Source organism: Brachybacterium zhongshanense (assembly GCF_055385755.1).
On record NZ_AP043790.1, the window covers coordinates 3,499,565 to 3,523,864 of the forward strand.

Below are 24,300 nucleotides of genomic sequence, written 5' to 3' on the forward strand. Positions count from 1 at the left end.
GCCAATAACCCCACGCGCACACCGGTCTCAGAAACGGTCACCGAGTCATAACCCCGTTCCGGGGGAAACGCCATTTCCGACGCCGGCTGGCAGGTGTTGCGCTTCCCGATACCGGAAATGTTCGTTTGTGGGACGCCCATCGCCCCATGGTCCTGGTCCAACTTCGAGCAACTGCCGCGTGACTTCGTCCGCTAAACGGCGGGGTTCTTTCTCTGCTCGGCGGCGGCATCCCCTCCCTCTGGTGAGCGGTCGCTGCCCGCGAAGCTCGCGTTTTGGTAGGGCGCTCGCGGAAGGTGGCGGACCGTCCCTGGTTCACACCAGCAGGTGGAGGGCGGCCTTGGCGGCTGGGCTGGGCTGGAACCTGTTCCAGATGAGGAACTCCCGAGCCCGACGGGCCCACCGCTCCACCGACGACCCGTCGGCCGCGACGGCACGGATGCCGCCCGGCCACACGTCACCCCGGAGCACCGCGAGGAACACGGTTACGACGTCGTACGCATGCCCGCGCATGATCTTCGGCCGGCACATCTACGCGATGGGCGGCAACCTGCAGGCCGCGAAGCTCTCCAGCGTGAACACCAAGCGCGTGAACACGCTCCTGCTCGTGAACATGGTCCTGCTCTCCGCGGTCCCCGGCATCGTCTACTCGGCCCGCTCCAACAGCGCGCAGCCGGGCGCCGGCAACATGTTCAAGCTCGACGTGATCGCCGCGGCCTTCATCGGCGGCGCCGTGGCCACGGGTGGTATCGGCAAGGTGCAGGGCGCGATCATCTGTGGCCTGATCATGGCGGTCATGTCGAACGGCATGCAGATCAGGGGCATCGACCAGTCGACCCAGTCGGTGGTCCGAGGCGTGGTCCTCGTGCTCGCCGTCGCCTTCGACGTCTACAACAAGAAGCGCTCCGCCGTCGGGGCGTGAGGGCCGACGGCGGGGCGCCCCGCCCCGCCGCGACAGGAGCTCAGCCCGCCGCGGGCACGGTGCGGCGGACCAGCCAGGCCCACTTGCCGAGCTGCCTCACGCGGTGGAATCCGTGCTCCTCGAACAGCTCGACCGAGGCCTGGAACAGGAAGCGCCCGTGCGCGGTGCGGCCGGTGACGATCTCGGGGATCGACTCGACGGTGCCGCCCCCGTCGGCCGCGATCATCTCCAGCGCCCCGGCGAGGCCCGCCCGCGCGACCCCGTCGCGCCGATGACGCGTGTCCGTGTAGAAGCAGGGGATCCGCCACTGGGGCAGCGGCTCCTCGGTCGCGCGCCGCTCCTTCTCGAAGGCCCGACGGTGCTGCGCCAGCAGCGGGACCTCGTCGAGCCGCCCGAACTTGGTCCAGCCCTGGGCGACGCCCTGGTCGTCGTAGACCAGGGCGGCATGGGCGCGGCCCGCGCGCACCAGCTCCTCCTTCGCGCCGCGCTTGTCGAGGCCGCGGATCTCATGGAACGAGGTGCCGTCCTCGGTGGCGTGGTGACCCATGCACCAGCAGCCGCCGAACACGCCGCCGTTGCGCTCGACCAGCTCGGCGAAGTCCTCCCAGGTGTCGCCGTCGAGGAGGCGCACCGTCCAGGCGGTCGGGGTCTCGGGCGCGGTCATCGGTGCGCCTCGCGGCCGTCGCTGTTCCGGGATGTCATCTCGCGTCCTCGCTGTCCTGCCCGGGCGGACCCGGGGTAGGGTCGGCCGACTGATCCATTTCTGTCGATCAGTCGCGGTCTGGAGTGACTCTAGGGGCGTGATCGAACGATGTCGACCAGTGGGCTGCCCGACTATGAGCTGGACGAGGTCCGCGTGCTGACGGATTCGCGGGAGGTCCGCGCGATCTTCGATCCCCTGCGGGGGCAGCTGCTCGAGCTGCTCCTGGAGCGTGCGGCCAGCGTTCAGGAGCTCGCGGCCGCCGTCGGAGGACCGCGGAGCAGCATCGCCCACCACGTGGGCGTCCTGCACGACGTCGGGGCGTTGAAGGTCGTGCGCACCCGGCGGGTTCGTGGGCGCGAGGAGTCGTACTACGGCCGCAGCGCCCGGCTCTTCTCCGTGGGGGACGTCCGCGTCCCTCCGCGCCCGGAGGCGCCGGGGCTCCTCGAGGCCGCGGCGCGCGAGGCCGAGGATGCGGTGCGGGACGACGACCTGCGCGGCCTCGTCCGCTACGCCTGGATCGACGACGCACAGGCCGCCGAGTTCTGGGAGCGCGTGATGGCGCTGGTCACCGAGTACTCCCAGCTGCCCAGATCCGTCGAGGGCCGACGCGCCCATGCGCTGCTCACCGCCATGTATCCGACGGACCGCGCCCGCCTCGGCGCCCCCGAGCACCCGGGGGAGGGGCCGGGGTGAGGCAGGTGCCTACCGAGCGGTAGCGGCGTCTGAGGGCAACCCGCGGATGGCGGCGGCGGGGGTGTGTGCCGCGCGGCGAGGGCTTGCCCCGCCGGGACCGCAGGCAGGTCGCGGCGCGGGCTTACCCGCCCGAGCCCTCGGTGTGTTGACCCCCACTTTGCAACGATGTAAATTCTGGGGCAGCAGACGGACGACGATCGGATGCCCCCGCGCCGCAGAGGTAGCGAGCGGGCCCCGACCACGAAGAGGTGGACCGCATGACGCCGACATCCCCACGTCCCGGGACCCCCGCCCCGGGCTCGATCCCCATCCCGGGCGGAACCCCCGCCGGGTCCAGTCCCACCCGGCCCAGCCCTGCCGGCCCCACCCGCCGCACCCTGCTCAAGGGCCTCGGCGGGATCGGAGCCCTCGGTGCGGCGGGCTCGCTCGCCGCGTGCTCCGGCGCGAGCGCCCGCGGCACTGGGGACATCGCCTACTGGCACCTGCTCTCCGGCCCGGACGGCGTCACCATGAGCGAGCTGATCGACGGCTACATGGCCACCGACGGTGCCGCGCGCGTGCAGCAGACCGTGCTCGGCTGGGGCGCCCCGTACTACACGAAGCTCGCGATGGCCTCGGCGGGCGGCCGCGCCCCCGACCTCGCGGTCATGCACGCCGCACGCGTCCCCGGCTACGCCCCGGGCGGCCTGCTCGACGAGTGGGACCTCGACCTGCTCGGCGAGTTCGGCGTCCACCAGGAGGACTTCCCGGAGCTGATCTGGGAGAAGATGGTCGTGGACGGCACGCTGACCTGCATCGCGCTCGACTCGCACCCCTTCGTCCTCTACTACAACACTGAGATCGCGGAGGCGGCGGGGGTGCTCGGCAGCGACGGCCTGCTGCTGCCCACCGACACCCCCGACGACTTCCGCGCCCTCGCCCTCGAGCTCGGCGCGAAGTCGCCGAGCGGCTACGGGCTCAGCTGGGGCTATCTCGGCGACGGGTCGAACCAGTGGCGCATGTTCTCGACCTACTACACGCAGCTCGGTGGCACGATCGACCTGCCCGTCGGCGGGACCATGGGCTACCAGGAGGAACTGGTCGTCGAGGCGATCGAGTGGATCCTCTCGCTGATCGACGGCGAGGTCGGCAACCCGGGTCACGACGGCGGCACCGCCATCTCCGAGTTCGCCACCGGCGGCAGCGGCGCGTTCTACGGCGGCGTGTGGGAGACCGGCAGCTACAAGAACGAGGGGCTGCCCTTCGACATGACGGTGATCCCCGGGGTGTTCGGCGAGCCGACCGCCTACGCCGACTCCCACTCCTTCGTGCTCCCGCACCAGAGCGATCCCGATCCCGAGCGTCGTCGCGCCGTCCACGGCCTCGTCGCCCACCTGCTCCAGAACTCCCTCGCCTGGGCCGGAGCGGGCCACATCCCCGCCTACACACCGGTGCTCGAGGACCCCGGCTATGCGGATCTCGTGCCGCAGTCCCACTACGCCGACGCGATCGACCACCTGGTCTACGACCCGCCCGCCTGGTTCACCGGCTCGGGCAGCGACTTCCACACCTACTTCGGCAACGACATGCAGAACGTCTGGGCCCGGCGCACCGACCCGCTCGACGGGTGGAACGCCTTCGTCGCCCGCATCGACGACCTGCTCGCCAAGCCGAGCCCGATGTGACCGCCCGACCGACCGTCGAAGGAGACGACCGATGACCACCGCAGACGGCCTGGCGGGCGCACGACCCGCCGCCGCGACCACGACGACGGAGGGGACGCCGCGCGCGTCCGCGTCGGCAGAGATGTCGGAGAGCCGACGCCGCCGACGCCGCAGCGAGAACCTGCGCGGATGGCTCTACTGCCTGCCCTTCCTGATCGCCTTCGGACTCTTCCTCATCTGGCCCACGATCTACGGGCTGTGGATGAGCTTCACCGGCACCAGCCTCGCCGGCACCAAGACCGACTTCATCGGCCTGGACAACTGGGCCGAGGTGCTCGCCGACCCCAACGTGTGGACCTCGCTGGGCAACACCGCCTGGTTCACCGTCCTCTCCACCATCCCGCTGGTGATCGTGGCCATGCTGCTCGCCGTGCTGGTCAACACCGGCCTTCCCGGTCAGTGGTTCTGGCGTCTGGCGTTCTTCATGCCGTTCCTGCTCGCCTCGACCGTGGTCTCGCAGTTCTGGTCGTGGATGTACAACCCGCAGCTCGGGCTCATCAACACCTTCCTGGGATGGTTCGGCATCACGGGGCCCGCATGGCTCCAGGACCCGAACACGGCGATGATCTCGGTGGTCGTGACCACCGTGTGGTGGACCATCGGGTTCAACTTCCTGCTGTACCTCGCGGCCCTGCAGAACATCCCTGATCAGCTCTACGAGGCGGCATCGCTCGACGGCGCCGGCCGCTGGCGCAAGTTCCGCTCGATCACGCTGCCGCAGCTCGTCCCGACCACCGTGCTCGTGCTGGTCCTGCAGCTGCTGGCATCGCTCAAGGTGTTCGACCAGATCTACCAGATGACCAGCGGCGGCCCCGGCGGCAGCACCCGACCCATCCTGCTGTACATCTACGAGGTCGGCTTCACCGGCTACCGGCTGGGCTACGCCTCGGCGATCTCCTACATCTTCTTCTTCATGATCATCGCGGTGTCCATCGCATACATGGTGATCTCGTCCCGACGGAGCGTGAAGGCATGAGCGCAGCGACCCCCACCACGACCCCTGTCGACCTGTCGGCCAAGGGAGGACGGCGCCCGGCATCGCCGGCCCGCCGCCGCAAGAAGGTCGACCCGTTCCGCGTGGCCGCCTTCGTCGTCCTCGCGGTGCTCGCCCTCATCTGGCTGGTGCCGGTGCTGTGGGCGGTGCTCACCTCGCTGAAGACCGAAGCGGAGGCCGCTGCGGTCCCCGTGACGATCATCCCGGAGAGCGGGTTCTCCCTCGCCGCGTACGTCGAGACGCTCACCGCCAGCATGGTTCCGCGCTGGGCCTGGAACAGCCTGCTGACCTCGACGCTGGTCACCCTCATCACCGTGGTGATCTCGGCGCTCGCCGCCTACGCGCTCTCGCGGCTGGACTTCACGGGTCGCAAGATGCTGATCTCCGTGATCGTCGCCTCGATCATGATCCCCGGCCAGATCCTCATCGTCCCGCTGTTCCACCTGATGCTGGGCCTGAACCTGGTGGACACCTACTGGGGGATCATCCTCCCGCAGGTGGTCGCGGCCCCGATGGTGTTCATCCTCAAGAAGTTCTTCGACCAGATCCCCACCGAGCTCGAGGAGGCCGCGCTGGTGGACGGTGCGAGCCGTCTGCGGATCCTGTGGAGCATCGTGATGCCGCTGTCGCGTCCGATCCTCGGGGCCGTGTCGATCTTCGTGTTCATCGGCGCCTGGAACAACTTCCTGTGGCCGTTCATCGTCATCAACGATGCGGACCTGATGACGCTCCCCACCGGTCTGCAGACCGTGGTCAGCGCCTACGGCATCCAGTACGCGCAGAACATGGCCCAGGCCGTGCTCGCGGCGCTGCCGCTGATCGTGGTGTTCCTGTTCTTCCAGCGGCAGATCATCAAGGGCATCGCCACCACCGGCATCGCCGGCAGCTGAACCGGCGCCCGTCGCCCGTCGGCCGACGCCCGGCGCAGGCATCGGCCCCCGGTCCGCTCGCATCCCTGCGAGCAGGCCGGGGGCCGACGGCGTCCCTCGCCCTGAGGCGCTGTCAGACCTCGCGGGATCCCCACAGCGCGCGGCCGTCGGCGCCGAGGACGCTGAACGTGAGGGTCCAGGCGTCCCAACCCTCATGCCAGCCGATGTCGAAGACGCCGTCGAAGCGCTGTCCGTCGAACGTGATCACCGCGCGGTCGGTGCCCTCGAGGCGCCAGCTGCCGGAGACCTCGCCCGAGAGGGAGCCGTCGCGCTCGAGGCGGACGGGCACCGACTCGACGATGTCGGCCGAGATGGCGCGACCGTGGTCGACCAGCTGCCAGTCCCCGGCCAGCGCATCGCGGCGCAGGCAGGACGAGCGGCCCCGGCCGAAGCGCCCGCCGGAGGTCCTCGAGGACTCGCCGCCGTAGCGGTGCGGAGTCACCACGAGCCATCCGGTGCTGGTCATCCGCAGACGATGCACCCGCACCTCGTGCATCTCCCCGGTCTCGGGGAAGCGGGTGTGGAAGAACAGGTAGGACTCGCCGTCGGCCGGATCGGTCCAGGCGGAGACATGGCCGGGGGAGACGTAGCCCTGCCCGACGGTCTCGACGGCGGAGCCGTCCTCGGCCGTGCTCTCCATGGTGAAGCGGTGGTTGCCCATGAGCTTCGCCGCGTACGGCTCGATGCTCGCATCGTCGAACAGCGGCAGGCTCGGATCGGAGCGGCACTCGCGCAGGTCCTGGCCCATCGGGTCGAGGTACGGGCCCTCCACGTCCTTCGACCGGCCGACGCGGACGTTGTAGCCGCCGTCCGCGCCGAGCCCGCCGAAGGTCACCAGCAGGTAGTAGTAGCCGGTCTCCTCGGAGCGGATGATGTAGGGCGCCTCGATGCGGGCGTGGTTGCCGCCCATCAGATGGGTGCCGTAGCCCTGGCCCGGCAGCGGATGGCCCGTGTCGGGGTCCAGCTCGAGCAGGAAGATGCCTCCCGAGTACGAGCCGTACACGAGGCGGTGGGTCCCGTCGGCGTCGACGAAGTGCTGAGGATCCACGGCGTTGGGGTGGACCAGCGCATCGTAGATCGTGCCGTCGGGGCTCTCCTCGTCCCATATGCCCGAGCGCAGGTAGATGCCCTCGTCGACGTAGGGGCCCTCGATGTCGTCGGCGATCGCCGTGCCCATCGCGGAGCGCGGGGACGAGCCCTCGCAGGCGCAGTAGTACATGCGGAACCGCCCGTCGGGCGTCTCGGCCACGTCCGGCGCCCACAGGGTGTCGGTGCTGGCCCAGTCGAACGCCTCGGCGAGCTCCTCGGTGACGTCGTCGAACAGGGGGTTCTCGGGGGTCACGAGGTCCGCGACGGAGGTCCACGCCTGGCGGTCCTCGGTGCGGGCGGCCGCGAGATGCGAGCCGAAGACATAGGTGGTCCCTCCGGTGACGATCACCGAGGGATCGTGGACGGAGACGTCGACCAGCTCGGGATCGGGAAGGTCCGCGAGGTCCTCGGGGGCCCGGTCGCCGGGGCGGTGGCCCGGGCGACCGCCCGAGCCGTGGCCCCCGCCTCGGCCGGCCGGCGCGGAGGCTGCTCCCGAGGAGGGTGCGGCGGCGGCCGACGGCGCGAGCGCCGTGATGCCTCCGACCGTCGCCAGCGCCGTGGTCGCCGCGAGCATGCCGCGGCGGGAGAAGCGGGAGGGGGAGGAAGGGGAGGTGCGGGTGAGGTCTGCGGCGGGAGTGGGGCCGGGGGCGGGTGTGCTCATGCTCGGCTCCTTGCTGGGTCCCGGATCGGGGCGTCATCGGTGACGCCGTGGATTCCGCTGTCATGATCCGGCGCCGACATTACAGCGTTGAAATCCCGCTGTAAAGGAACGACGCAGGACGAACGCGGATGATCCGTTGCAGCGTGGCAGGGACGAGGCGGCGCCGATCGGCGGCCCGGGGCGCTGCGCCCCGCCCGGTCAGCGAGGCGCGGTCCGGCCGGTCAGGGAGTCGTGCCCCAGAGGCGGCGGATGTCCTCGATGACGGCGAGGAGGTCGGCCTCCATGTCGACCGAGGGGTCCAGCAGCCACTGCACCTGGAGGCCGTCCATCTGCGCGATGACCTCGCGGGCGATCCTCTCCACGGGGGCGTCGGCCCGCACCTCGCCGCTGCGCTGACCGGTCCGCAGAGCGTCCTCCACCACGCCCCGGGCCGACGAGTAGTGCCCGAGCATCCACTCGTGGGCGGGGTGGTCGGGCTGCACCGCCTCGCCGACCATCGTCGTGTAGAGCGCGACCAGCTCGCGACGGCCCATGTTCGCCCGGGCCAGTCGGGCCATCGCCTCGAGAATCGCCCATCCGCCCTCGCGGTCGGCGTCGTCGTCCAGCTGGTCCACCCGGTCGCGATGCTCGAGCACCGCCGCGAGCAGGGCGGCCTTGGAGGGGAAGTGATGGGCCAGCCCGGAGGGGGAGATGCCGGCGGCGGAAGCGACCTGGGCCATCGACGTCGCGACGTACCCCTGCTTGCCGATGAGGTCGACAGCCGCCAGCAGGGCGGCCTCGCGGACGACGGCCGAGTCCTGGCCGCGCGGGCGGCCGGGGCGGCGGCGAGGACGGAGGGGTCCGGAGCTGCCGGTGGCGGCTGCGGTCACGGATCCCCCTCCGTCGATGCCTCGGTGCGGTCGGTCCGACGACGTCGGCGGACTGCCGACGAGCTCGGCCCTCTAGCGTACTCCGCGGATGAACATGGTGATCACGGCGCCGAGCACCGCGGAGATCGCCGCGGCCACGAGCAGCGCGGTGAAGTCGGTGCCGCCGCCAAGGTTCGCCAGCAGGAAGCCGCCGAGACCCGGAGCGAGGGACTGGGGCAGCGCATTGGCCATGTTGAACACACCCAGGTCCTTGCCGGCGTTATCGCGGTCCGGCAGCACATCGAGCACGAGCGCGAGGTCGACCGCCACGTACATCCCGTAGGCCAGGCCCATGATCGCCTCGCACACGTAGAAGGCGGTCACCGTGTCGGCGTGCAGCAGGGCGTAGGTGCCGATGCCGAACAGGAGGATGGACACCGCCACGAGGACCTTGCGCCGACCCAGCAGGTCGGAGAGCCAGCCGGCGACCACGCTCGCGACCATCGAGGTCACGGTGTAGATCGTCACGCCGATCGCCACGGCCCCCGCGGCGGCGTCGGAGCTCAGACCCAGATGGTTGGTCATGTAGAGCAGGCGGAAGGTGATGAACAGGTACGAGGCCAGGATGATCAGGAAGCGGCCCCACCAGGCGAGGCCGAAGTCCGGGTGCTTGATCGGATTGGTCCAGAAGGTGGAGACCAGCTCGCGGAGGTTGAAGGCGTAGCGGTTCTCCCGCAGCACGGGCTCGGGGATCATCAGCGCGTAGGCCACCATGAGCACCACGCCGACCAGCGCCGGGATCATGAACAGCAGCACCATCTCGTCGACGAAGAAGGCGGCCAGCCAGGTCGCGACCATGACGCCGGCGTTCTGGGCGATGCCGATGAGGCCCGAGGTCTTCCCGTACTGGGTGCTGGGGAGCTGATCCGCCACCGAGGCGAGGAACGCGGCGAAGGCGATGTTCGCGAACGCCTGTGCGATGAACCAGCCGATCGCCATCTGCAGCGGGCCGCCCGCCACGGAGATCAGCAGCAGCGACAGGGCCAGCCCCACGATGCCCACCACGATCCAGGGGCGCCGTCGGCCCAGGCGCGAGGTGGTCCGATCGGAGAGCCGTCCGCCGATCGCGTTGAAGAGGACGGCGGCCAGGGCACCGGGCGTGATCACCATGGCCGTCATCGAGGCCTGCTCGGCGGGCACCGAGGTGAGGGTCTGGACCTTGAGCTGGATGGACACCGTGGCCGGGGCGAGGAGCGCAACGAACAGGCCGAACTGGGCGAGCACGATGCCGGCGATGAACCAGATCGGGCGCTCGCGATCGGGCTTGATCCCCATGTGGGGGATGAGGAGCTTCGGGCCCACCAGGTTGGGGCTGCCCTGGAGATCGATCGTCGGATCCGGTGGGAACCCCGTCTCGGGCGTCTGTGAGGTCACGGTGACTCCTTCGTCGCTGTCCGCCCTGCGTCGTCGCAGGCCGCAGGTCGCTGGGACCCGCCGACGATTATTAGTGGCATGCCACTAATTTGTCGAGGTGCTCCTGACCTACGGAAGGGAGGCGGGAGGATGTCCACCCATGACCAGGGAGGACGGCGTCAGCATGTGATGCTCGTCACCTTGAAAGTGGTGGGTCGTGCGGTGCCGGGCCATGCCGGGTCGGGCTGCGGTGCGGCGCGCGCCGTCACATGCCGTCGTGCCCGCGACCGGCGTCGTGCCCGCGACGGTAGGTGAGGATGCGGAAGCGCAGGCCGGAGGCCGATGTCCGCCACGTGGAGTCCGCCTCGTCGGCGAGGGGGTCGTCGGACGGATCGACGACCAGGGAGAAGTCCGCAGGGATCCGCGGGGCGTGCGTGTCGCCGTCGACCTCGAGGTCGATCTCGGTGACGACCAGCAGGTCCGCACGGTCCATCGCCTCGGCGTAGACGGAGCCTCCGCCGATCACCCAGAGCGTCGGTGCCGGGGGAGCCGGGGATGCCGAGAGGCTGTCGGCCGGGGCGGCATCGGTGGCGCTGCCGGCGGCGATGCTGTCGGCGGCGAGGCGGAGCGCCTCCCCGAGATCCCGCGCCCGCAGGGCGCCCTCGAGCGGATAGCCGTCGTCGCGCGTGATCACGATGTTGGTCCGGCCGGGCAGCGGACGGAAGCGCGCCGGGAACGACTCCCAGGTGCGCCGCCCCATCACCACGGGATGGCCGAGGGTCGTGCGCTGGAAGTGGCGGAGGTCCTCCGGCAGATGCCACGGCATGCTGCCGTCGGCGCCGATGATCCCGTCGCGCGCCTGAGCCCAGATCATGCCGATCTGCGGCGGAGCCCCTGCCATCAGACGGCCACCGGTGCCTTGATGCCCGGATGGTGCTGGTAGTCGAGGATCTCGAAGTCCTCGAACTCGTAGTCGAGGATCGACTCCGGACGTCGGGCGATGCGCAGGGCGGGGTACGGGAACGGCTCGCGGGACAGCTGCCGGGTCACCTGCTCGACATGGTTGTCGTAGATGTGGCAGTCGCCGCCGGTCCACACGAAGTCGCCGACCTCGAGGTCGACCTGCTGCGCGATCATGTGGGTGAGCAGGGCGTACGAGGCGATGTTGAAGGGGACGCCGAGGAACATGTCCGCGCTGCGCTGATAGAGCTGGCAGGAGAGCCGCCCGTCGTGCACCTCGAACTGGAACAGCGCATGGCACGGCGCCAGGGCCATGTCGGGGATCGCTGCGGGATTCCAGGCGGAGACGATCAGACGGCGGGAGTCGGGGTCGGTGCGGATCTGCTCGACGACGTCGGTGATCTGGTCGATGATGCCGCCGTCGGGCGTCGGCCAGGAGCGCCACTGCGCCCCGTAGACCGGGCCGAGCTCGCCGTCCTCGTCGGCCCATTCGTCCCAGATCGTGACGCCGCGCTCCTGCAGCCAGCGCACGTTCGTGTCCCCGCGCAGGAACCACAGCAGCTCGATCGCGAGCGAGCGGAAGTGGACCCGCTTGGTGGTGATCAGCGGGAAGCCCTCGGAGAGGTCGAAGCGCATCTGGCGGCCGAACACGCTGCGGGTCCCGGTCCCGGTGCGGTCCGACTTCGCGGCACCGTTCTCCAGCACATCGCGCAGCAGGTCCTCGTACGGGGTGGGGATGCTCATCGGTCCTGTGCTTCCTGGGCTTTCTGCTCTGTCTCTGCTGTCTGCGCCGGCCGGTCGGCGGCCGTGCTCTCGCGCACCACCAGATCGTACGGAGTCACGATGGTGCGCGGAGGACCGTCATAGCCGGAGATCCTCTCCGCCAGCAGATCGAGGACCGCGCTCGCCAGGGCGTGCTTGTCGGGCGAGATCGAGGACAGAGGCGGCATCGTGTACTCCGTCTCGGGCGTGTCGTCGTAGCCCATCACGGCCACGTCCTCGGGGACCCGTCGACCATGCCGGCGCAGCGCGGACAGCACGCCGATGGCGACCTCGTCGTTCGCGCAGACGATGCCGTCGACCTCGGGGAAGCGCTCGACGAGCGCATCCAGACCGGCGACGCCGTCGTGGCGATGCCAGTCGGCGACCTCCTGGACGGCATGCGGATGGGCCTCGAGACCGTGCTGGGCGAGCGCCCGCAGGAAGCCGTCGCGTCGCATCATGCCCGAGCTGTGCGGCTGGACGCCCTGCGGAGTGAGGATCGCTCCGATGAAGGCGAGCCGGTGCCTGCCCTGCGCGATCAGGTGCGCGGTGGCGTCGAAGGCGGCCGCCTCGTTGTCGACCTTCACGTAGTCGCAGCCCGCGGGCAGGGTGTCGGGGAGATGCTCTCCGATGAACACCGTCGGCTGGCTGGTGCGCTCCATCCGCGCGAACTCGGCCTCCTCGAGCCGCAGCGGATTGAAGATCACGCCGTCGCCCAGCACCCGCTTGAAGCCGCTGAGGACGTTGAGCTCCTCGTCGCGGCCGGCCGACGTCGAGTGCAGGACGATGGTCTGCCCGCGGCGCTGAGCCTCCTCGATGAACGCCTGCGCGATGTTCGAGAAGTAGGTGAAGTCGAGCGACGGCACGGCCAGGGTGATCAGTCCGCTGTTGCCGGTGCGCAGCTGCTGGGCCGCAGCCTGAGGGCGGTAGCCGATCTGCAGGATCGCCTCCCGCACCCGCTCCCGTGTGGAGTCCTTGACATGGGGGAAGTCGTTGACGACGTTCGAGACCGTCTTGATCGATACGCCCGCCAGCTCGGCGACATCGCGGAGCGTCGGCGGGCGGGGAGGACCCGGGGTGGACACGGAAGGCATGGGGACGATTCTCCCATCCTGCCGACGGGCCCTGCTGCGGGCCGGTCGGACCGCGGACGACGGGCAGGTCAGGCGGCTGTCGGCCGGGTCAGACGGCCGACGGGTCAGGCGGTCGACGGGTCAGACGGCCGACGGGTCAGGCGGCGGCGAGGCGGTCGGCGAGGAGCCGACGACGGGCGGAGACCAGCAGCTCGGTCACCAGCATCGTCGCCGACCCGCCCCACAGCACCGCGGCCGGCGGCACCGTCGCGCACACCAGGCCGACGGCCGCGAGGGTCACCAGCAGCGACAGCGCCGTGCCGGGGAAGGCGAGCGGGAACAGCACCGAGGCTCGCAGCGCCTCCCCGGCGGAGAGGTCGGGATCGGCCAGCAGCGTCGTGGCGATCAGCCAGGCCAGCAGTGCGAGGACCAGCACCACCACGGCGGCCGCACCCACGAGGCCCAGCCTCGTCGAGAGGCCGCCGCCCGCCGGGAGCATCGCGAGCAGCAGCAGGTTCGTGCCTGCGGCGAGGGCGAGCGCGCCGGAGGGCGCCGCCGCGAGGTTCGACCTCAGCAGCGACGCCCTCCAGGTGACCCACATGGTGCGCACGATCGGCAGGGACTCGTCGCGCCGGACCGGCCTGACCACCCGAGCGGTCGCGGTCGCCGCAGGAGCGGCGCCGAGCAGCACCAGCCCCAGCAGCGTCAGCGCGATCGCCATCAGCTGCACCAGCACCAGTCGGGTGGCGATGCGCAGCCACACCATGAGGGTCTCGGACATGGTCGGACCTCTCAGCCCTTCGAGCCGGTCAGGGCGATCGACTCGATGATCTGGCGCTGGAAGACCAGGAACACGACCAGCACCGGCAGCAGGGCGACCAGCGAGGCGGCCATGATCAGCGGATAGTCCGTCTGGATCGCGTAGGTCGCGTTGAAGTTGGCGATGACCAGCTGCAGGGTCTGCACGTTCTCCGAGTTCAGGTAGATGATCGGACCCAGATAGTCGTTCCACACCGCCATGAACCACAGGATGAACTGCGCGGCGATCGCGGGACGGATCAGCGGGAAGATGATCCTCGCGAAGATCTTCGGGTGGCCGGCACCGTCCAGCAGGGCCGCCTCGATCAGCGAGTCCGGCACGTTCTGCAGGTACTGGCGCAGGAAGAACACCATCATGATGTTCCCGAGCAGGCCCGGCACGATCAGCGGCAGCAGGGTGTCGACCCAGCCGATCTGCGCGAAGATGATGAAGGTGGGGATCATCAGCGCGGGGAACGGGATCATCAACCCGCCGAGGATCGCCAGGAAGATGCCGTTCTTCCCCGGGAGACGCAGCTTCGAGAACGCGAAGGCCGCGGCCGACGAGGTGAGGGTTCCGATGATCGTCACGGTCAGGGAGACGATCACGCTGTTGCGGATGCCCGACAGGAGCGGGCCCGCCTCCCAGATGCGTGCATAGTTCGACCAGACGAACGGATCCGGGATCCACTGCGGCGGGAGCTCGAAGACTCCCTCCATCGTCTTGAGCGACGTGGAGACCATCCAGATGAGGGGCGCGAGCATGAGCACCGAGCCCAGGGCGAGCAGGATGACGACCACCGTGTTGGTGATGCGGGCTGTGCGGCGACGGGACATGGCTTCACTCCACCGAGAAGGAGTTCCGGGCGTTGAGCCGGAACTGGATGAGCGTGATGACGAAGATGACGAGCCCGAGCACGAGGCTCATCGCGGTCGCATACCCCAGCTGGAGGTTCTGGAAGCCCTTCTGCCAGATGTACCAGACGATGGTCGCGGTCGAGAACTCCGGGCCGCCGGTCGGGGTCATGATGTTGACCTCGGTGAACACCTGCGAGCCGCCGATGATGTTGGTGACCACGAGGAAGAAGGTGACCGGACGCAGCATCGGGAAGGTGATGCGGCGGAAGATCGTCCACGAGCCGGCGCCGTCGAGCTCGGCCGCCTCGTACAGGGAGCGCGGGACCGACTGCAGCGCTGCGAGGTACAGCAGCATCGAGAAGCCGATGCCCTTCCACACCATCATCAGCACCAGGGCGGGCTTCGAGGTCGACGCCTCGTTCAGCCAGTTCGGTCCGTCGATGCCGATCAGGGCGAGGCCCTGGTTGATGAGGCCGAAGTCGCCGTTCAGGGCCCACTGCCACAGGATCGAGATTGCCGCGAGCGAGGTGACCACGGGGAGGTAGTAGATGACCCGGAACACGGACTGCCCGGGGATCTTCCGATTCAGGGCGATCGCCAGCAGCAGCGAGATGGTCAGGCCGATCGGGATGCCGATCATGAGGAACAGGGTGTTCCACATGGCCTTCCAGAAGTAGTCGTCCGCCATCATCTTGCGGAAGTTGTCCAGGCCCGTGAAGGTCGGGGAGCTCAGGCCGTTCCAGTTGGTGAACGCCGTGTACAGCGAGTAGCAGAACGGCAGCAGCGCGAACAGCACGAAGCCGATCACCAGCGGGGCGATGAAGGCCGCCGCCCAGCGGTTCTCGGAGCGGTGCAGGGCGCTGGTGGTCCCGCCGCGGCGGGCGGACGAGGTCTCGACGGTGCTCATCGGTACTCTCCTCGGTCGAAGCGCTCCTGCTCGTTGGCCGCATCCAGCAGCTTCTGCATGCGCGGCTGCACCCAGGCGCAGTACTCGGCGGCGGTCTGATCGCCGTCGAGGACCGGCTGGATGTTGGTGAAGAACTCCGTGTACCACTCGGCGTTGTAGGTGTTGTAGCCGGGCAGCGGACGGCCGTAGTCCTCGACGATGCGGATCATCTCGGACTTGTTGACCGGCATGAAGGAGTCGTCCTCCGCCCATTCGAGGGCGGTGGAGCGGACGTTGGGGATCTGGACCCCCGCGTCCACGAGGAGCTTCTGCGTGTCCGGATCCGCGGAGAGGAAGGCCACCAGGCGGGCGGCCATCTCCGGGTTCGTCGACGTCGAGGAGACCCCGATGCCGAGCGAGCCGATCCAGGTCGAGGGGCTGCCGGTGCTGCCCGCGGGGTAGGGGATGAGGTCCCAGTCGAAGTCGAGATCGCGGTAGGTGGACAGGTCCCACGGAGCGACCGGGAAGAAGCCGATCTGGCCCCGCATCCAGCGCTGGTAGGTGTCCAGGGTCTGCGACTCGGCGATCGAGGGCGTCACCTCGTAGACGTTCTGGAGGTCCGCGAAGAACTGCAGGGCCTCGGCGAACTCCGGGGTGTCCACGGTGACCGTGGTGGCGGCCTCGTCGGACCAGTCCGCGCCGTTGGACCACACCAGGGCCTGCAGGTTCCAGGTGACGTTGAGGCCGGTGCCCCACTGGTCGAGCTGGCCGTCGTCGTCGGTGTCCCGCGTCAGCTCCTGGCAGACCTCGGCGAACCTCTCCCAGGTGTAGGGCACCTCGGGATCGGGCAGCTCGATGCCCGCCTCCTCGAACATGGTGCGGTTGTAGCCGAAGGAGAACGGCCCGATGTCCTTGGGGAGGCCGTAGAGGCTGTCCCCCTCGCCCTGGGTCTCGCCGTCGTAGCGGTAGAGGTCCACGGCGAGCGGCCAGAGCTCGTCGACCGCGGCGCCGGTGCCCTCGAGGTACGGCGTGAGGTCCTGGAGGACGTCGTTGATCGCATACGCCTTGACCTTGCCGGAGTCGAAGTAGAAGACGTCGGGCGTCTTCCGTCCCAGGATGGCCGCCTGGAGCTTCGTGTCGTACTGGTCGGCGTTGGTGACGATGACGTTGACCGTCACGTCGTTCTGGCGCTCGAACTCGGCGATGGCCTCGTTGTACGCGGCACGCTCGTCGATGCTTCCGCGAAACATGAACGTGATGGTGTTCGGGTCAGAGGTGGCGAGGTTGCCGCATCCTGTGGTGGCCAGGCCTGCGGCGGCAGCAGTTCCCGCGAGGAAACTTCGTCGTTTCATGGTGTTCCGTCCTGCGAGCAGCGAATCTGCACGTGATCGCGATGACAAGGGTCCAGCGGAGCGATCGGGTGAGACATTACAGCGTTGTAAAAGATGTTGGCAAGACGGGAGGTCGTCACGGCGGTCCGCGGAGTCCCCTGGGAGGACTGAAAATGGTGTGTGACCTGCGGGGGCACTGGTCGATCACAGATCCGGAACAACGTTGCACAGACGTGCCGGGATCGACGGTCGGGGCCGACGGAGCCGTCGGCCGGCCGGTCCGGCGGTCAGTCCGCTGCGTCGGCCGCGGGGTCCGCACCCCGGTTCGTGCCCAGGTCGGTGCGGGAGCTGGCGCGGACGGCGAGCTGATGCGGCGCGGTGACCGTGCGGGGCGGCCCGTCGTAGCCCTCGATCCGCTCGATCAGCATGTCCAGAGCGATCCGGGCGAGGAACGCCTTGTCGGGGCTGATGGAGCTCAGGGCCGGAAAGGCGAAGGGGGCGTCGGGGGAGTCGTCGTAGCCGACCACGGCGACGTCCGCCGGAACGCGGCGTCCGCTCTCCCGCAGGCCGGCCAGGACGCCGAGCGCGAGCTCGTCGTTGCCGCAGATGATCCCGTCGATCTCGGGATGCTCGGACATGAGCCGACGGGCGGCGTCGCGCCCGTCGGTGCGATGCCAGTTCTCGACCTCGGGGGCGGGTGCCGCCTCGGGATCCAGGCCGTGCCGCGAGAGCGCCTGCCGGAATCCCTCGAAGCGCAGCGCCGCCGAGCTGTGAGGGTGCAGGATCGGCCCGATGGGGAGCGCGCCGACGAACGCCAGGTGCCGTCGCCCTCCCTCGAGCAGGTGCGCGGTCGCGTCGGACGTCGCGCGGACGTTGTCGATCCGCGCGTAGTCCGAGCCCGCCGGCAGCGCCGAGTCGGGGACGTGCTCGCCGATCAGCACCGTGGGCTGGGGGAACTCCGCGGTCCGTGCGAACAGCTCCTCCTCGACGAGCAGGGGCGAGTAGATGACGCCGTCGCCCAGGCGCCGCTTGAAGCCCTCGAAGACCTCGAGCTCCTGCTCGCGTCCGTCGGACGTGGTGTGCAGGACGACGGTGCGGGACCGCAGCCGGGCCTGGTCGATGAAGTGCTGCGCGATGTCGGAGAAGTAGCCGAAGGTCAGCGAGGGCACGGCGAGCGTGACGATGTCGCTGGATCCCTTGCGCAGCTGCTGGGCCGCCAGCTGCGGCCGATAGCCGGTGCGGTCGATCGCCGCCTGCACCTTCCTGCGCGTCTCCGGGCGCACGTGCGCGTAGCCGTGGACGACGTTGGAGACGGTCTTCATGCTCACGCCCGCGAGCTCGGCGACGTCGGCGAGGCGAGGGGGACGTCGGCGGCGGGACGGCTCGGCTGTCATGCCGGGGATTGTCTCATCGCGCCGGGGCGGCGGCCGCCGCCGGGTGCGGCGCGACGATGCGCGCCCGCCGGGGCGCGCCCGACGGCGAACGCCCGTCGGCGCGCGCTTGACGTCGGCAGGGGCGCATGGTTGGGTTGGTTCAACGTTGCACCTGTGGTCCGTCGGGCCATGGGCCCTCGCCACGCGCCCTCCACCGATGCTGCTGAAAGGCCTCTTCGATGCCTCGCTCCGACGTCCGATCCGTCACCCTCGCCCTGAACCCGGCCTTCCGCGTCGCGCCCGTGCGCCGCCGCACCTTCGGCGCCTTCGTCGAGCACCTGGGCCGCTGCGTCTACACCGGCATCTTCGAGCCGGACCATCCGTCGGCCGACGAGGACGGCTTCCGCACCGACGTCCTCGCCCTGACCCGCGAGCTCGGCGTGAGCTCCGTGCGCTACCCGGGCGGCAACTTCGTCTCCGGCTACCGCTGGGAGGACGGCGTCGGCCCGGTCGAGCAGCGGCCCGCCCGCCATGACCTCGCCTGGCACTCCACCGAGCCGAACACCGTCGGCCTCGACGAGTTCATGCGCTGGGTCGATAAGGCCGAGGTCGAGCCGATGTACGCCGTGAACCTCGGCACCCGCGGGATCGAGGAGGCCCTCGACGTGCTCCAGTACGCGAACGCCCCGCAGGGCATCGCCTACTCCGACCAGCGCGCCGCCAACGGTCACGCCGACCCCTACGGCATCCGCATGTGGTGCCTGGGCAACGAGATGGACGGCCCCTGGCAGGCCGGTCACAAGACCGCCGAGGAGTACGCCCGCACCGCCGCCGAGGCCGCCCGCCTCATGCGCCAGGAGGATCCCGAGCTCGAGCTCATCGCCTGCGGCTCCTCGAGCTCCTCCATGGACACCTTCGCGGCCTGGGAGAACACGGTCCTCACCGAGGCCTACGACCTCGTGGACATGATCTCCGCCCACGCCTACTACGCGGAGAAGGACGACGACCAGGCTTCCTTCCTCGCCTCCGCCGACGACATGGACCACTTCATCGAGTCCGTCGTCGCGACCGCCGATCACGTGCGCGCCAAGCTCAAGAGGGACAAGCGCATCATGATCAGCTTCGACGAGTGGAACGTCTGGTACCAGCATCGCGCCGAGTCCCGTCCGCCCCAGGGCGACGACTGGCCCGTCGCTCCCGTGCTGCTCGAGGACATCTACAGCGCCCAGGACGCCGTCGTGTTCGGCAACCTGCTGATCTCCCTCCTGCGCCACAGCGACCGCGTCGCCTCGGCCTCCCTCGCCCAGCTCGTCAACGTCATCGCGCCGATCATGACCGAGCCCGGCGGCCGCGCCTGGAAGCAGACCACCTTCCACCCCTTCGCCCTCACCTCCCGCTTCGCGAAGGGCGAGGTGCTGCAGGTGGGCGTCGACGCCCCGCGCTTCTCCAACCAGCGCTTCGGCGACTCCTCCTCGGCCGACGCCGTCGCCACCTGGGACGCCGACTCCGGCGATCTGACGCTGTTCGTCGTCGACCGCGACCCCGCCCAGGAGCTCGACCTGGATGTCGACCTCTCCGCCTTCGGCGACCTCGAGCTCGTCGAGGCCGTCACCCTGCACCACGAGGACGTCTACGCCTCGAACTCCGCCGACGCCCCTGACACCGTCGCGCCCCAGGTCAACGGCAGCATCGCCCTGGCCGATGGCCGGCTCACCGGCACCCTGCCCGCCATCTCGTGGAGCATGGTCCGCCTCGCACGCCGCACCGCCTGATCCATCACACACCCTCTGGAGCTCTCATGACCTCATCGTCCGCCCTCACCGGAAACCTGGTCTCCGCACTGGGGACCCCGGCCACCGGATCCACGACCCGCACCGCCACCGGCCCCGCGACCGTCGTCGTCGACCTCGACCTGCCGGGCCCCGTCATCTCCCGCCACCTGTACGGCCACTTCGCCGAGCACCTCGGCCGCTGCATCTACGGCGGCTTCTTCGTCGGCGAGGACTCCGAGATCCCCAACACCCGCGGGATCCGCGACGACGTCGTGGCCGCGCTGCGCGCTCTGAACATCCCGAACCTGCGCTGGCCGGGCGGCTGCTTCGCCGACGAGTACCACTGGAAGGACGGCATCGGGCCCCGCGACCAGCGCCCCCGCGTGGTCAACTCCCACTGGGGCGACGTCGTCGAGGACAACTCCTTCGGCACCCACGAGTTCATGGACCTCGTCGAGCTGCTCGGCGCCGAGGCCTACGTCAACGGCAACGTCGGCTCCGGCACCGTCCAGGAGATGTCCGAGTGGATCGAGTACCTCACGCGCGCCGACGACTCCCCGATGGCCGCGCTGCGCCGCGCCAACGGCCGTGACGAGCCGTGGAAGGTCCCCTACTTCGGCATCGGCAACGAGTCCTGGGGCTGCGGCGGCAACATGCGCGCCGACGACTACACCGCCCTCGCCCGCCAGTACTCCACGTTCGTGCGCGAGCACGCCGGGAACAAGGTCACCCGCATCGCCGGCGGCGCCAACGTCGACGACTACGGCTGGACCGAGGCCCTCATGAAGGACGCCGGCCCGCACCTGCCCTACCAGGCCATCTCCCTGCACAACTACACCTTCGCCCACAACTGGGACAAGAAGGGATCGGCCCGCGACTTCACGACCGAGGAGTGGTACACCACGCTCGCCAACGCGGCCCGCACCGAGGAGCTCGTCGCACGCCACTCCACGATCATGGATCGCTACGACCCCGAGAAGAAGGTCGGCCTGGTCCTCGACGAGTGGGGCACCTGGTGGGACGTCGAGCCCGGCACCAACCCCGGGTTCCTCTACCAGCAGAACACGGTCCGCGACGCGCTCGTCGCCTCGATCCACTTCGACGGCTTCCACCGCCACTCCGACCGTCTGATCATGGCGAACATCGCCCAGACGGTGAACGTCCTGCAGGCCATGATCCTGACCGACGAGGAGACCGGGGCGCTCGTGCTCACCCCGACCTACCACGTGTTCGCCATGAACGCCGCCCACCAGGACGCCCGCTCCCTGGCCACCCACGTCTCCCTCCCGGAGGCGCCCAAGGACGTCGAGGGCCGTGCGCTGCCCCTGGTCTCCGCCTCCGCGTCCGTGCGCGAGGAGGAGGGCACGGCGCTCATCTCCCTGTCGAACCTCGACGCCTCCGAGGCCCGCACCCTCGTGCTGGACCTGCGCGGCCGCGAGATCGCCGGCGTCGCCGCCACCCTCCTGACCGGTGAGGGCACCGCGACCTTCAACGATCCCGAGCACCCCGACGCCGTCGCCCCGGTCGCGCTGACCGACATCCGCGAGCACCCCAAGGGCCTCGAGGTCACCCTGCCCGCGCACTCCTTCGCGACGGTGCAGCTGACGCTGGGCTGACGCGCGACGGCGGGGCTGGTCGGCCGGCGGCCCGTCGGCAGGGTCGGTCGGCCGACGGGGCCCGCGGGCGTCGGTTGGCGTCAGACGACCCTCTCGAGCTCGCCCGTCCCCGTCACCTGGGTGGTGGTGCCGTCGGGCAGGACGATGTCGGCCTCGACGCCGACGGGGATGCGAGCCGAGAGGCGGAAGCCGCCCGCCGCGCCCCCGTCGGCCGACCAGGAGACCTCGATGCACCCCTGCGGGGACTCGTGCGCGCCCCGGGCCCAACTGATCCCGGGGCCGGGCACGGGCTGGATCCGGACCCGGCGGTAGCCCGGCTCGGCCGCGCGGATGCCGAGGACGACCTGGTAGATCCAGTCCGCGACCGCGCCCAGGGCGTAGTGGTTGAAGCTGGTCATCTCACCGGGGTTGATCGAGCCGTCGGGGAGCATCGAGTCCCAGCGCTCCCAGATCGTCGTCGCGCCCATCGTGATCGGGTACAGCCAGGACGGGCACTCGCGCTCGAGCAGCAGCCGATAGGCGTCCTCGATGTGGCCGGTCTCCGACAGCGCCCAGGTGATGAACGGGGTGCCGGCGAAGCCCGTGGTCACGACATACCCGCGCTCGCGCACGAGCTCGGCCAGACGGTCCCCGGCCCATGCCCGACGAGCGGGATCCAGGAAGTCGAAGGCGATCGCGAGCGCATAGACGGTCGTGCAGTCCGAGAGGATCCGGCCCTCCTCGTCGACATAGTGCGCGAGGAACGCCTCGTGCATGCGCCGCGCGAGCGCGTCCCATCGGGCGGCGTCGTCCGCATATCGGGCGTCGTCGGCTGGGCAGTCGGCTGCGCTGTCGGCTGTACGGCCGAGCTCGCGGGCTGCCCTGGCGGCGAAGCGTGCGGAGCGGATCGCCGACGCGGTCGCGACGACGCCCGTGTCGGCCTTGGCACGGGCGGCGTCCTCCGGCGGTGCATCGGGGTCCAGCCAGTCGCCGAACTGGAAGCCCGTGTCCCACAGGCCCGTCGGCGAGAGGACCCGCTCGACGGACTCCAGGTGCATGACCATCCCCGGATAATGCTCGGCCAGGCGGCCCCGATCGCCGTACGCGTTCCACAGCGCCTCGGGCACCCAGCAGGCGGCGTCGCCCCACACGCAGGTCGGCCCGGCCCTCTTCCCCTGAAGACGCAGCAGATCGGGGACGACGAAGGGGACCGCCCCGTTGGTCTCCGTCTCCGCCCGCAGATCCAGCAGCCACGAATGCAGGAAGTCGGAGACGTCGAACTGGAAGGCGGCCGACGACGCATACGCCGCGATGTCGCCCGTCCAGCCGAGGCGCTCGTCGCGCTGCGGACAGTCGGTCGGCACATCCAGGAAGTTGCCCCTCTGGCCCCAGATCGAGTTGCGGATCAGCTGGTTCACCAACGGCTCGGAGCACTCGAACTCGCTGGTCGGAGCCATGTCGCTATGGACGACGACCGCCTCCAGATCCTCCGCGCGCAGCTCGCCCGGCCACCCCGTGACCTCCGCATAGCGGAAGCCGTGGAACGTGAAGATCGGTTCGAACCGCTCGCCCCCGGGATCGCCCGCGAGCACGAGCCGATCGGTGGCACGGGCCCGACGCAGCGGCCGCGTCCCGAGCTCCCCGTCCTCGAGGACCTCGGCATGGCGGATAGTGATCTCCGTGCCCTCCGGTCCGACGACGGTGAAGCGCAGCCAGCCCACGAGGTTCTGTCCCAGATCGATCAGCGTCCGGCCCGACGGCGAGGACCACACCCTCCGCACCGGGACCGCCTCGTGCCGCACCACCGCCGGACCGACCCGTTCGACCAGCGTCGTGCGATCGACGTCGACCTCGCGCACCGGCTGCGGCTCCCCGGGCTGCAGCCGACGGTCCTCGCTCTGACCGTGGTAGATCAGCGCCGACCCGATCGGCGAGAAGGTCGAGGTCCAGTCGCTGCCGGTGCGCACGCGCTGTCGGTGACCGTCGGCGTACTCGATCACGAGGACGGCGAGCAGACCCAGGTCCTCGCCGTAGTCCGCGCCCTCCTCGGTGAATCCCAGCTTCCCGCGCCACCATCCGGGAGCCAGGATCGCCGACAGCTCATGCAGCCCGCGCCGCCCTGCATCGGCGTCGGTTCCTGCTTCCGCCTCCGCTCCGGTTCCGGTTCCGGTCCTTGCCCCGGCCGCGGGCTGCGAATCGTCGGCCCCTGCTCCTGCCCCGGTCGTGGGCTCGAGCCCCACGAGCGCGTCGACGCGATGGTGCTGCACCTGCAGGCGCTGCTCATAGGCGGACCAGCCCGGATCGAAGAGGCTCTCGTGCACGGGGTCGCCATCCAGGCGTGCCTGGTAGACGCCGTGTGCGGTCGCGATCAGCTCGGCGGCGACGACCGGCCCGTGGCCCTCCTCGAGGGAGAAGGTCGTCGCGAGGATCGGCAGCCGGCCGGTGTCGTCCGCCGCGGAGATCATCACAGCGTCTGCGAGGGCGTCGGCGGGGGAGACGGCCGGGGAGCCGACCGGGGAGGGGGAGCCGGCGGCAGGGGCATCTGCCATGGTCGGGGTCGGGGTCGGGGTCGTGGTCGTGGTCGTGGTCGTGGTCGTGGTGGTTACTGAGGGTGCGGTGTCGGTCTCGGAGGGAGACATGGGATGCGGATCCGTTCGCTGAGAGGGATGCGGTCTGGCTGCTGGGCTGACGACGAAGCAGCCTCTGCGTGTCCTCGTGCTTCGCCACGGAGGCCAGCCTTCGTGACAGAGGCCAGCTTGTCGTCATGGATGCCCGCCTTCGTGACGGAGGCAGGTCCTCATGACTGGGCCGGTCCTCATGACGGGGGCCGGTCTTCGCGCCGCGTCGTCGTGATGGACATCAGCCTGCCAGGCCGGTTGAAACGAATCAATACGGCATTCGGAGTATTCCTGCCCCGCGATCAGGATCCCCGGAGGAGCA

20 protein-coding genes and 1 pseudogene are annotated in these 24,300 nt (G+C 69.9%); 7 read left to right on the top strand and 14 right to left on the bottom strand.

The annotated features are described in order from the left end of the window. Nucleotides 1-312 precede the first annotated feature (312 nt). Nucleotides 313-510: a hypothetical protein gene (locus ACZ5AJ_RS15505; RefSeq protein ID WP_464138791.1), complete on the bottom strand. Its 198-nt coding sequence runs from the start codon at nucleotides 508-510 to the stop codon at nucleotides 313-315. On the opposite strand from ACZ5AJ_RS15505, the pseudogene ACZ5AJ_RS15510 reads away from it, so the two are divergent. Beyond that, nucleotides 506-919, top strand: a pseudogene (locus ACZ5AJ_RS15510) (ABC transporter permease subunit); the annotation flags it as partial. The gene ACZ5AJ_RS15505 and the pseudogene ACZ5AJ_RS15510 sit on opposite strands and share 5 nt — an antisense overlap. Before the next feature lie 40 nt (nucleotides 920-959). On the opposite strand, the gene ACZ5AJ_RS15515 reads toward ACZ5AJ_RS15510, so the two are convergent. After that, on the bottom strand, nucleotides 960-1,583 hold the full coding sequence (locus ACZ5AJ_RS15515) for a GNAT family N-acetyltransferase (RefSeq protein ID WP_464135940.1): 624 nt from the start codon (nucleotides 1,581-1,583) through the stop codon (nucleotides 960-962). A gap of 147 nt (nucleotides 1,584-1,730) precedes the next feature. Here ACZ5AJ_RS15515 and ACZ5AJ_RS15520 point away from each other — a divergent pair, with 147 nt between their 5' ends. The 4 genes from ACZ5AJ_RS15520 to ACZ5AJ_RS15535 all read left to right on the top strand — a co-directional run bounded on the left by ACZ5AJ_RS15520 (nucleotide 1,731) and on the right by ACZ5AJ_RS15535 (nucleotide 5,902). Then, entirely contained in the window at nucleotides 1,731-2,315 is a 585-nt protein-coding gene (locus tag ACZ5AJ_RS15520) for an ArsR family transcriptional regulator (RefSeq protein WP_464135941.1), read from the top strand. 257 nt (nucleotides 2,316-2,572) lie between these two features. Continuing rightward, a complete protein-coding gene (locus ACZ5AJ_RS15525) occupies nucleotides 2,573-3,979 on the top strand; it encodes an extracellular solute-binding protein (protein ID WP_464135942.1) in 1,407 nt (468 codons plus the stop codon). 31 nt (nucleotides 3,980-4,010) lie between these two features. After that, the gene (locus tag ACZ5AJ_RS15530) at nucleotides 4,011-4,994 is read left to right on the top strand and encodes a carbohydrate ABC transporter permease (protein WP_464135943.1); all 984 of its coding nucleotides are present in this window, start codon (nucleotides 4,011-4,013) and stop codon (nucleotides 4,992-4,994) included. Continuing rightward, complete coding sequence (locus ACZ5AJ_RS15535) at nucleotides 4,991-5,902, top strand: carbohydrate ABC transporter permease (protein WP_464135944.1); 912 nt, start codon at nucleotides 4,991-4,993, stop codon at nucleotides 5,900-5,902. Before ACZ5AJ_RS15530 ends, ACZ5AJ_RS15535 begins: the two co-directional genes overlap by 4 nt. Before the next feature lie 112 nt (nucleotides 5,903-6,014). Here the strand turns inward: ACZ5AJ_RS15535 and ACZ5AJ_RS15540 are convergent, their stop codons facing one another. The 11 genes from ACZ5AJ_RS15540 to ACZ5AJ_RS15590 form a co-directional block, all read right to left on the bottom strand. Further along, complete coding sequence (locus ACZ5AJ_RS15540) at nucleotides 6,015-7,691, bottom strand: glycoside hydrolase family 43 protein (RefSeq protein ID WP_464135945.1); 1,677 nt, start codon at nucleotides 7,689-7,691, stop codon at nucleotides 6,015-6,017. A gap of 221 nt (nucleotides 7,692-7,912) precedes the next feature. Then, the gene (locus tag ACZ5AJ_RS15545) at nucleotides 7,913-8,560 is read right to left on the bottom strand and encodes a TetR/AcrR family transcriptional regulator (protein WP_464135946.1); all 648 of its coding nucleotides are present in this window, start codon (nucleotides 8,558-8,560) and stop codon (nucleotides 7,913-7,915) included. Nucleotides 8,561-8,632: 72 nt separating this feature from the next. Next, nucleotides 8,633-9,973: an MFS transporter gene (locus ACZ5AJ_RS15550; RefSeq protein WP_464135947.1), complete on the bottom strand. Its 1,341-nt coding sequence runs from the start codon at nucleotides 9,971-9,973 to the stop codon at nucleotides 8,633-8,635. 244 nt (nucleotides 9,974-10,217) lie between these two features. Then, the gene (locus tag ACZ5AJ_RS15555; RefSeq protein ID WP_464135948.1) at nucleotides 10,218-10,853 is read right to left on the bottom strand and encodes a dihydrofolate reductase; all 636 of its coding nucleotides are present in this window, start codon (nucleotides 10,851-10,853) and stop codon (nucleotides 10,218-10,220) included. After that, nucleotides 10,853-11,656 carry a thymidylate synthase gene (locus ACZ5AJ_RS15560; RefSeq protein ID WP_464135949.1) on the bottom strand — a complete coding sequence of 268 codons (804 nt, stop codon included), beginning with the start codon at nucleotides 11,654-11,656 and terminating at the stop codon, nucleotides 10,853-10,855. Before ACZ5AJ_RS15560 ends, ACZ5AJ_RS15555 begins: the two co-directional genes overlap by 1 nt. After that, a complete protein-coding gene (locus ACZ5AJ_RS15565) occupies nucleotides 11,653-12,768 on the bottom strand; it encodes a LacI family DNA-binding transcriptional regulator (protein ID WP_464135950.1) in 1,116 nt (371 codons plus the stop codon). The genes ACZ5AJ_RS15560 and ACZ5AJ_RS15565 overlap by 4 nt, the downstream gene beginning before the upstream one ends. Before the next feature lie 136 nt (nucleotides 12,769-12,904). Next, nucleotides 12,905-13,528, bottom strand: a complete 624-nt coding sequence (locus ACZ5AJ_RS15570) for a DUF624 domain-containing protein (RefSeq protein ID WP_464135951.1) — start codon at nucleotides 13,526-13,528, stop codon at nucleotides 12,905-12,907. 11 nt (nucleotides 13,529-13,539) lie between these two features. Continuing rightward, the gene (locus ACZ5AJ_RS15575; protein WP_464135952.1) at nucleotides 13,540-14,382 is read right to left on the bottom strand and encodes a carbohydrate ABC transporter permease; all 843 of its coding nucleotides are present in this window, start codon (nucleotides 14,380-14,382) and stop codon (nucleotides 13,540-13,542) included. 4 nt (nucleotides 14,383-14,386) lie between these two features. Next, the gene (locus ACZ5AJ_RS15580) at nucleotides 14,387-15,310 is read right to left on the bottom strand and encodes a carbohydrate ABC transporter permease (protein ID WP_464135953.1); all 924 of its coding nucleotides are present in this window, start codon (nucleotides 15,308-15,310) and stop codon (nucleotides 14,387-14,389) included. After that, nucleotides 15,307-16,641 (bottom strand): ABC transporter substrate-binding protein, encoded by a 1,335-nt coding sequence (locus tag ACZ5AJ_RS15585; RefSeq protein ID WP_464135954.1) that lies wholly within the window; start codon nucleotides 16,639-16,641, stop codon nucleotides 15,307-15,309. The genes ACZ5AJ_RS15580 and ACZ5AJ_RS15585 overlap by 4 nt, the downstream gene beginning before the upstream one ends. Before the next feature lie 266 nt (nucleotides 16,642-16,907). After that, nucleotides 16,908-18,014, bottom strand: a complete 1,107-nt coding sequence (locus ACZ5AJ_RS15590) for a LacI family DNA-binding transcriptional regulator (RefSeq protein WP_464135955.1) — start codon at nucleotides 18,012-18,014, stop codon at nucleotides 16,908-16,910. A gap of 218 nt (nucleotides 18,015-18,232) precedes the next feature. Here ACZ5AJ_RS15590 and arfA point away from each other — a divergent pair, with 218 nt between their 5' ends. Together arfA and ACZ5AJ_RS15600 are read left to right on the top strand one after the other, a co-directional pair. Continuing rightward, the gene (arfA, locus tag ACZ5AJ_RS15595) at nucleotides 18,233-19,765 is read left to right on the top strand and encodes an arabinosylfuranosidase ArfA (protein WP_464135956.1); all 1,533 of its coding nucleotides are present in this window, start codon (nucleotides 18,233-18,235) and stop codon (nucleotides 19,763-19,765) included. 26 nt (nucleotides 19,766-19,791) lie between these two features. After that, on the top strand, nucleotides 19,792-21,381 hold the full coding sequence (locus ACZ5AJ_RS15600) for an alpha-N-arabinofuranosidase (protein WP_464135957.1): 1,590 nt from the start codon (nucleotides 19,792-19,794) through the stop codon (nucleotides 21,379-21,381). Nucleotides 21,382-21,461: 80 nt separating this feature from the next. On the opposite strand, the gene ACZ5AJ_RS15605 is transcribed toward ACZ5AJ_RS15600, so the two are convergent. Beyond that, nucleotides 21,462-23,909, bottom strand: a complete 2,448-nt coding sequence (locus tag ACZ5AJ_RS15605; RefSeq protein WP_464135958.1) for an alpha-L-rhamnosidase — start codon at nucleotides 23,907-23,909, stop codon at nucleotides 21,462-21,464. Nucleotides 23,910-24,300 lie beyond the last annotated feature (391 nt).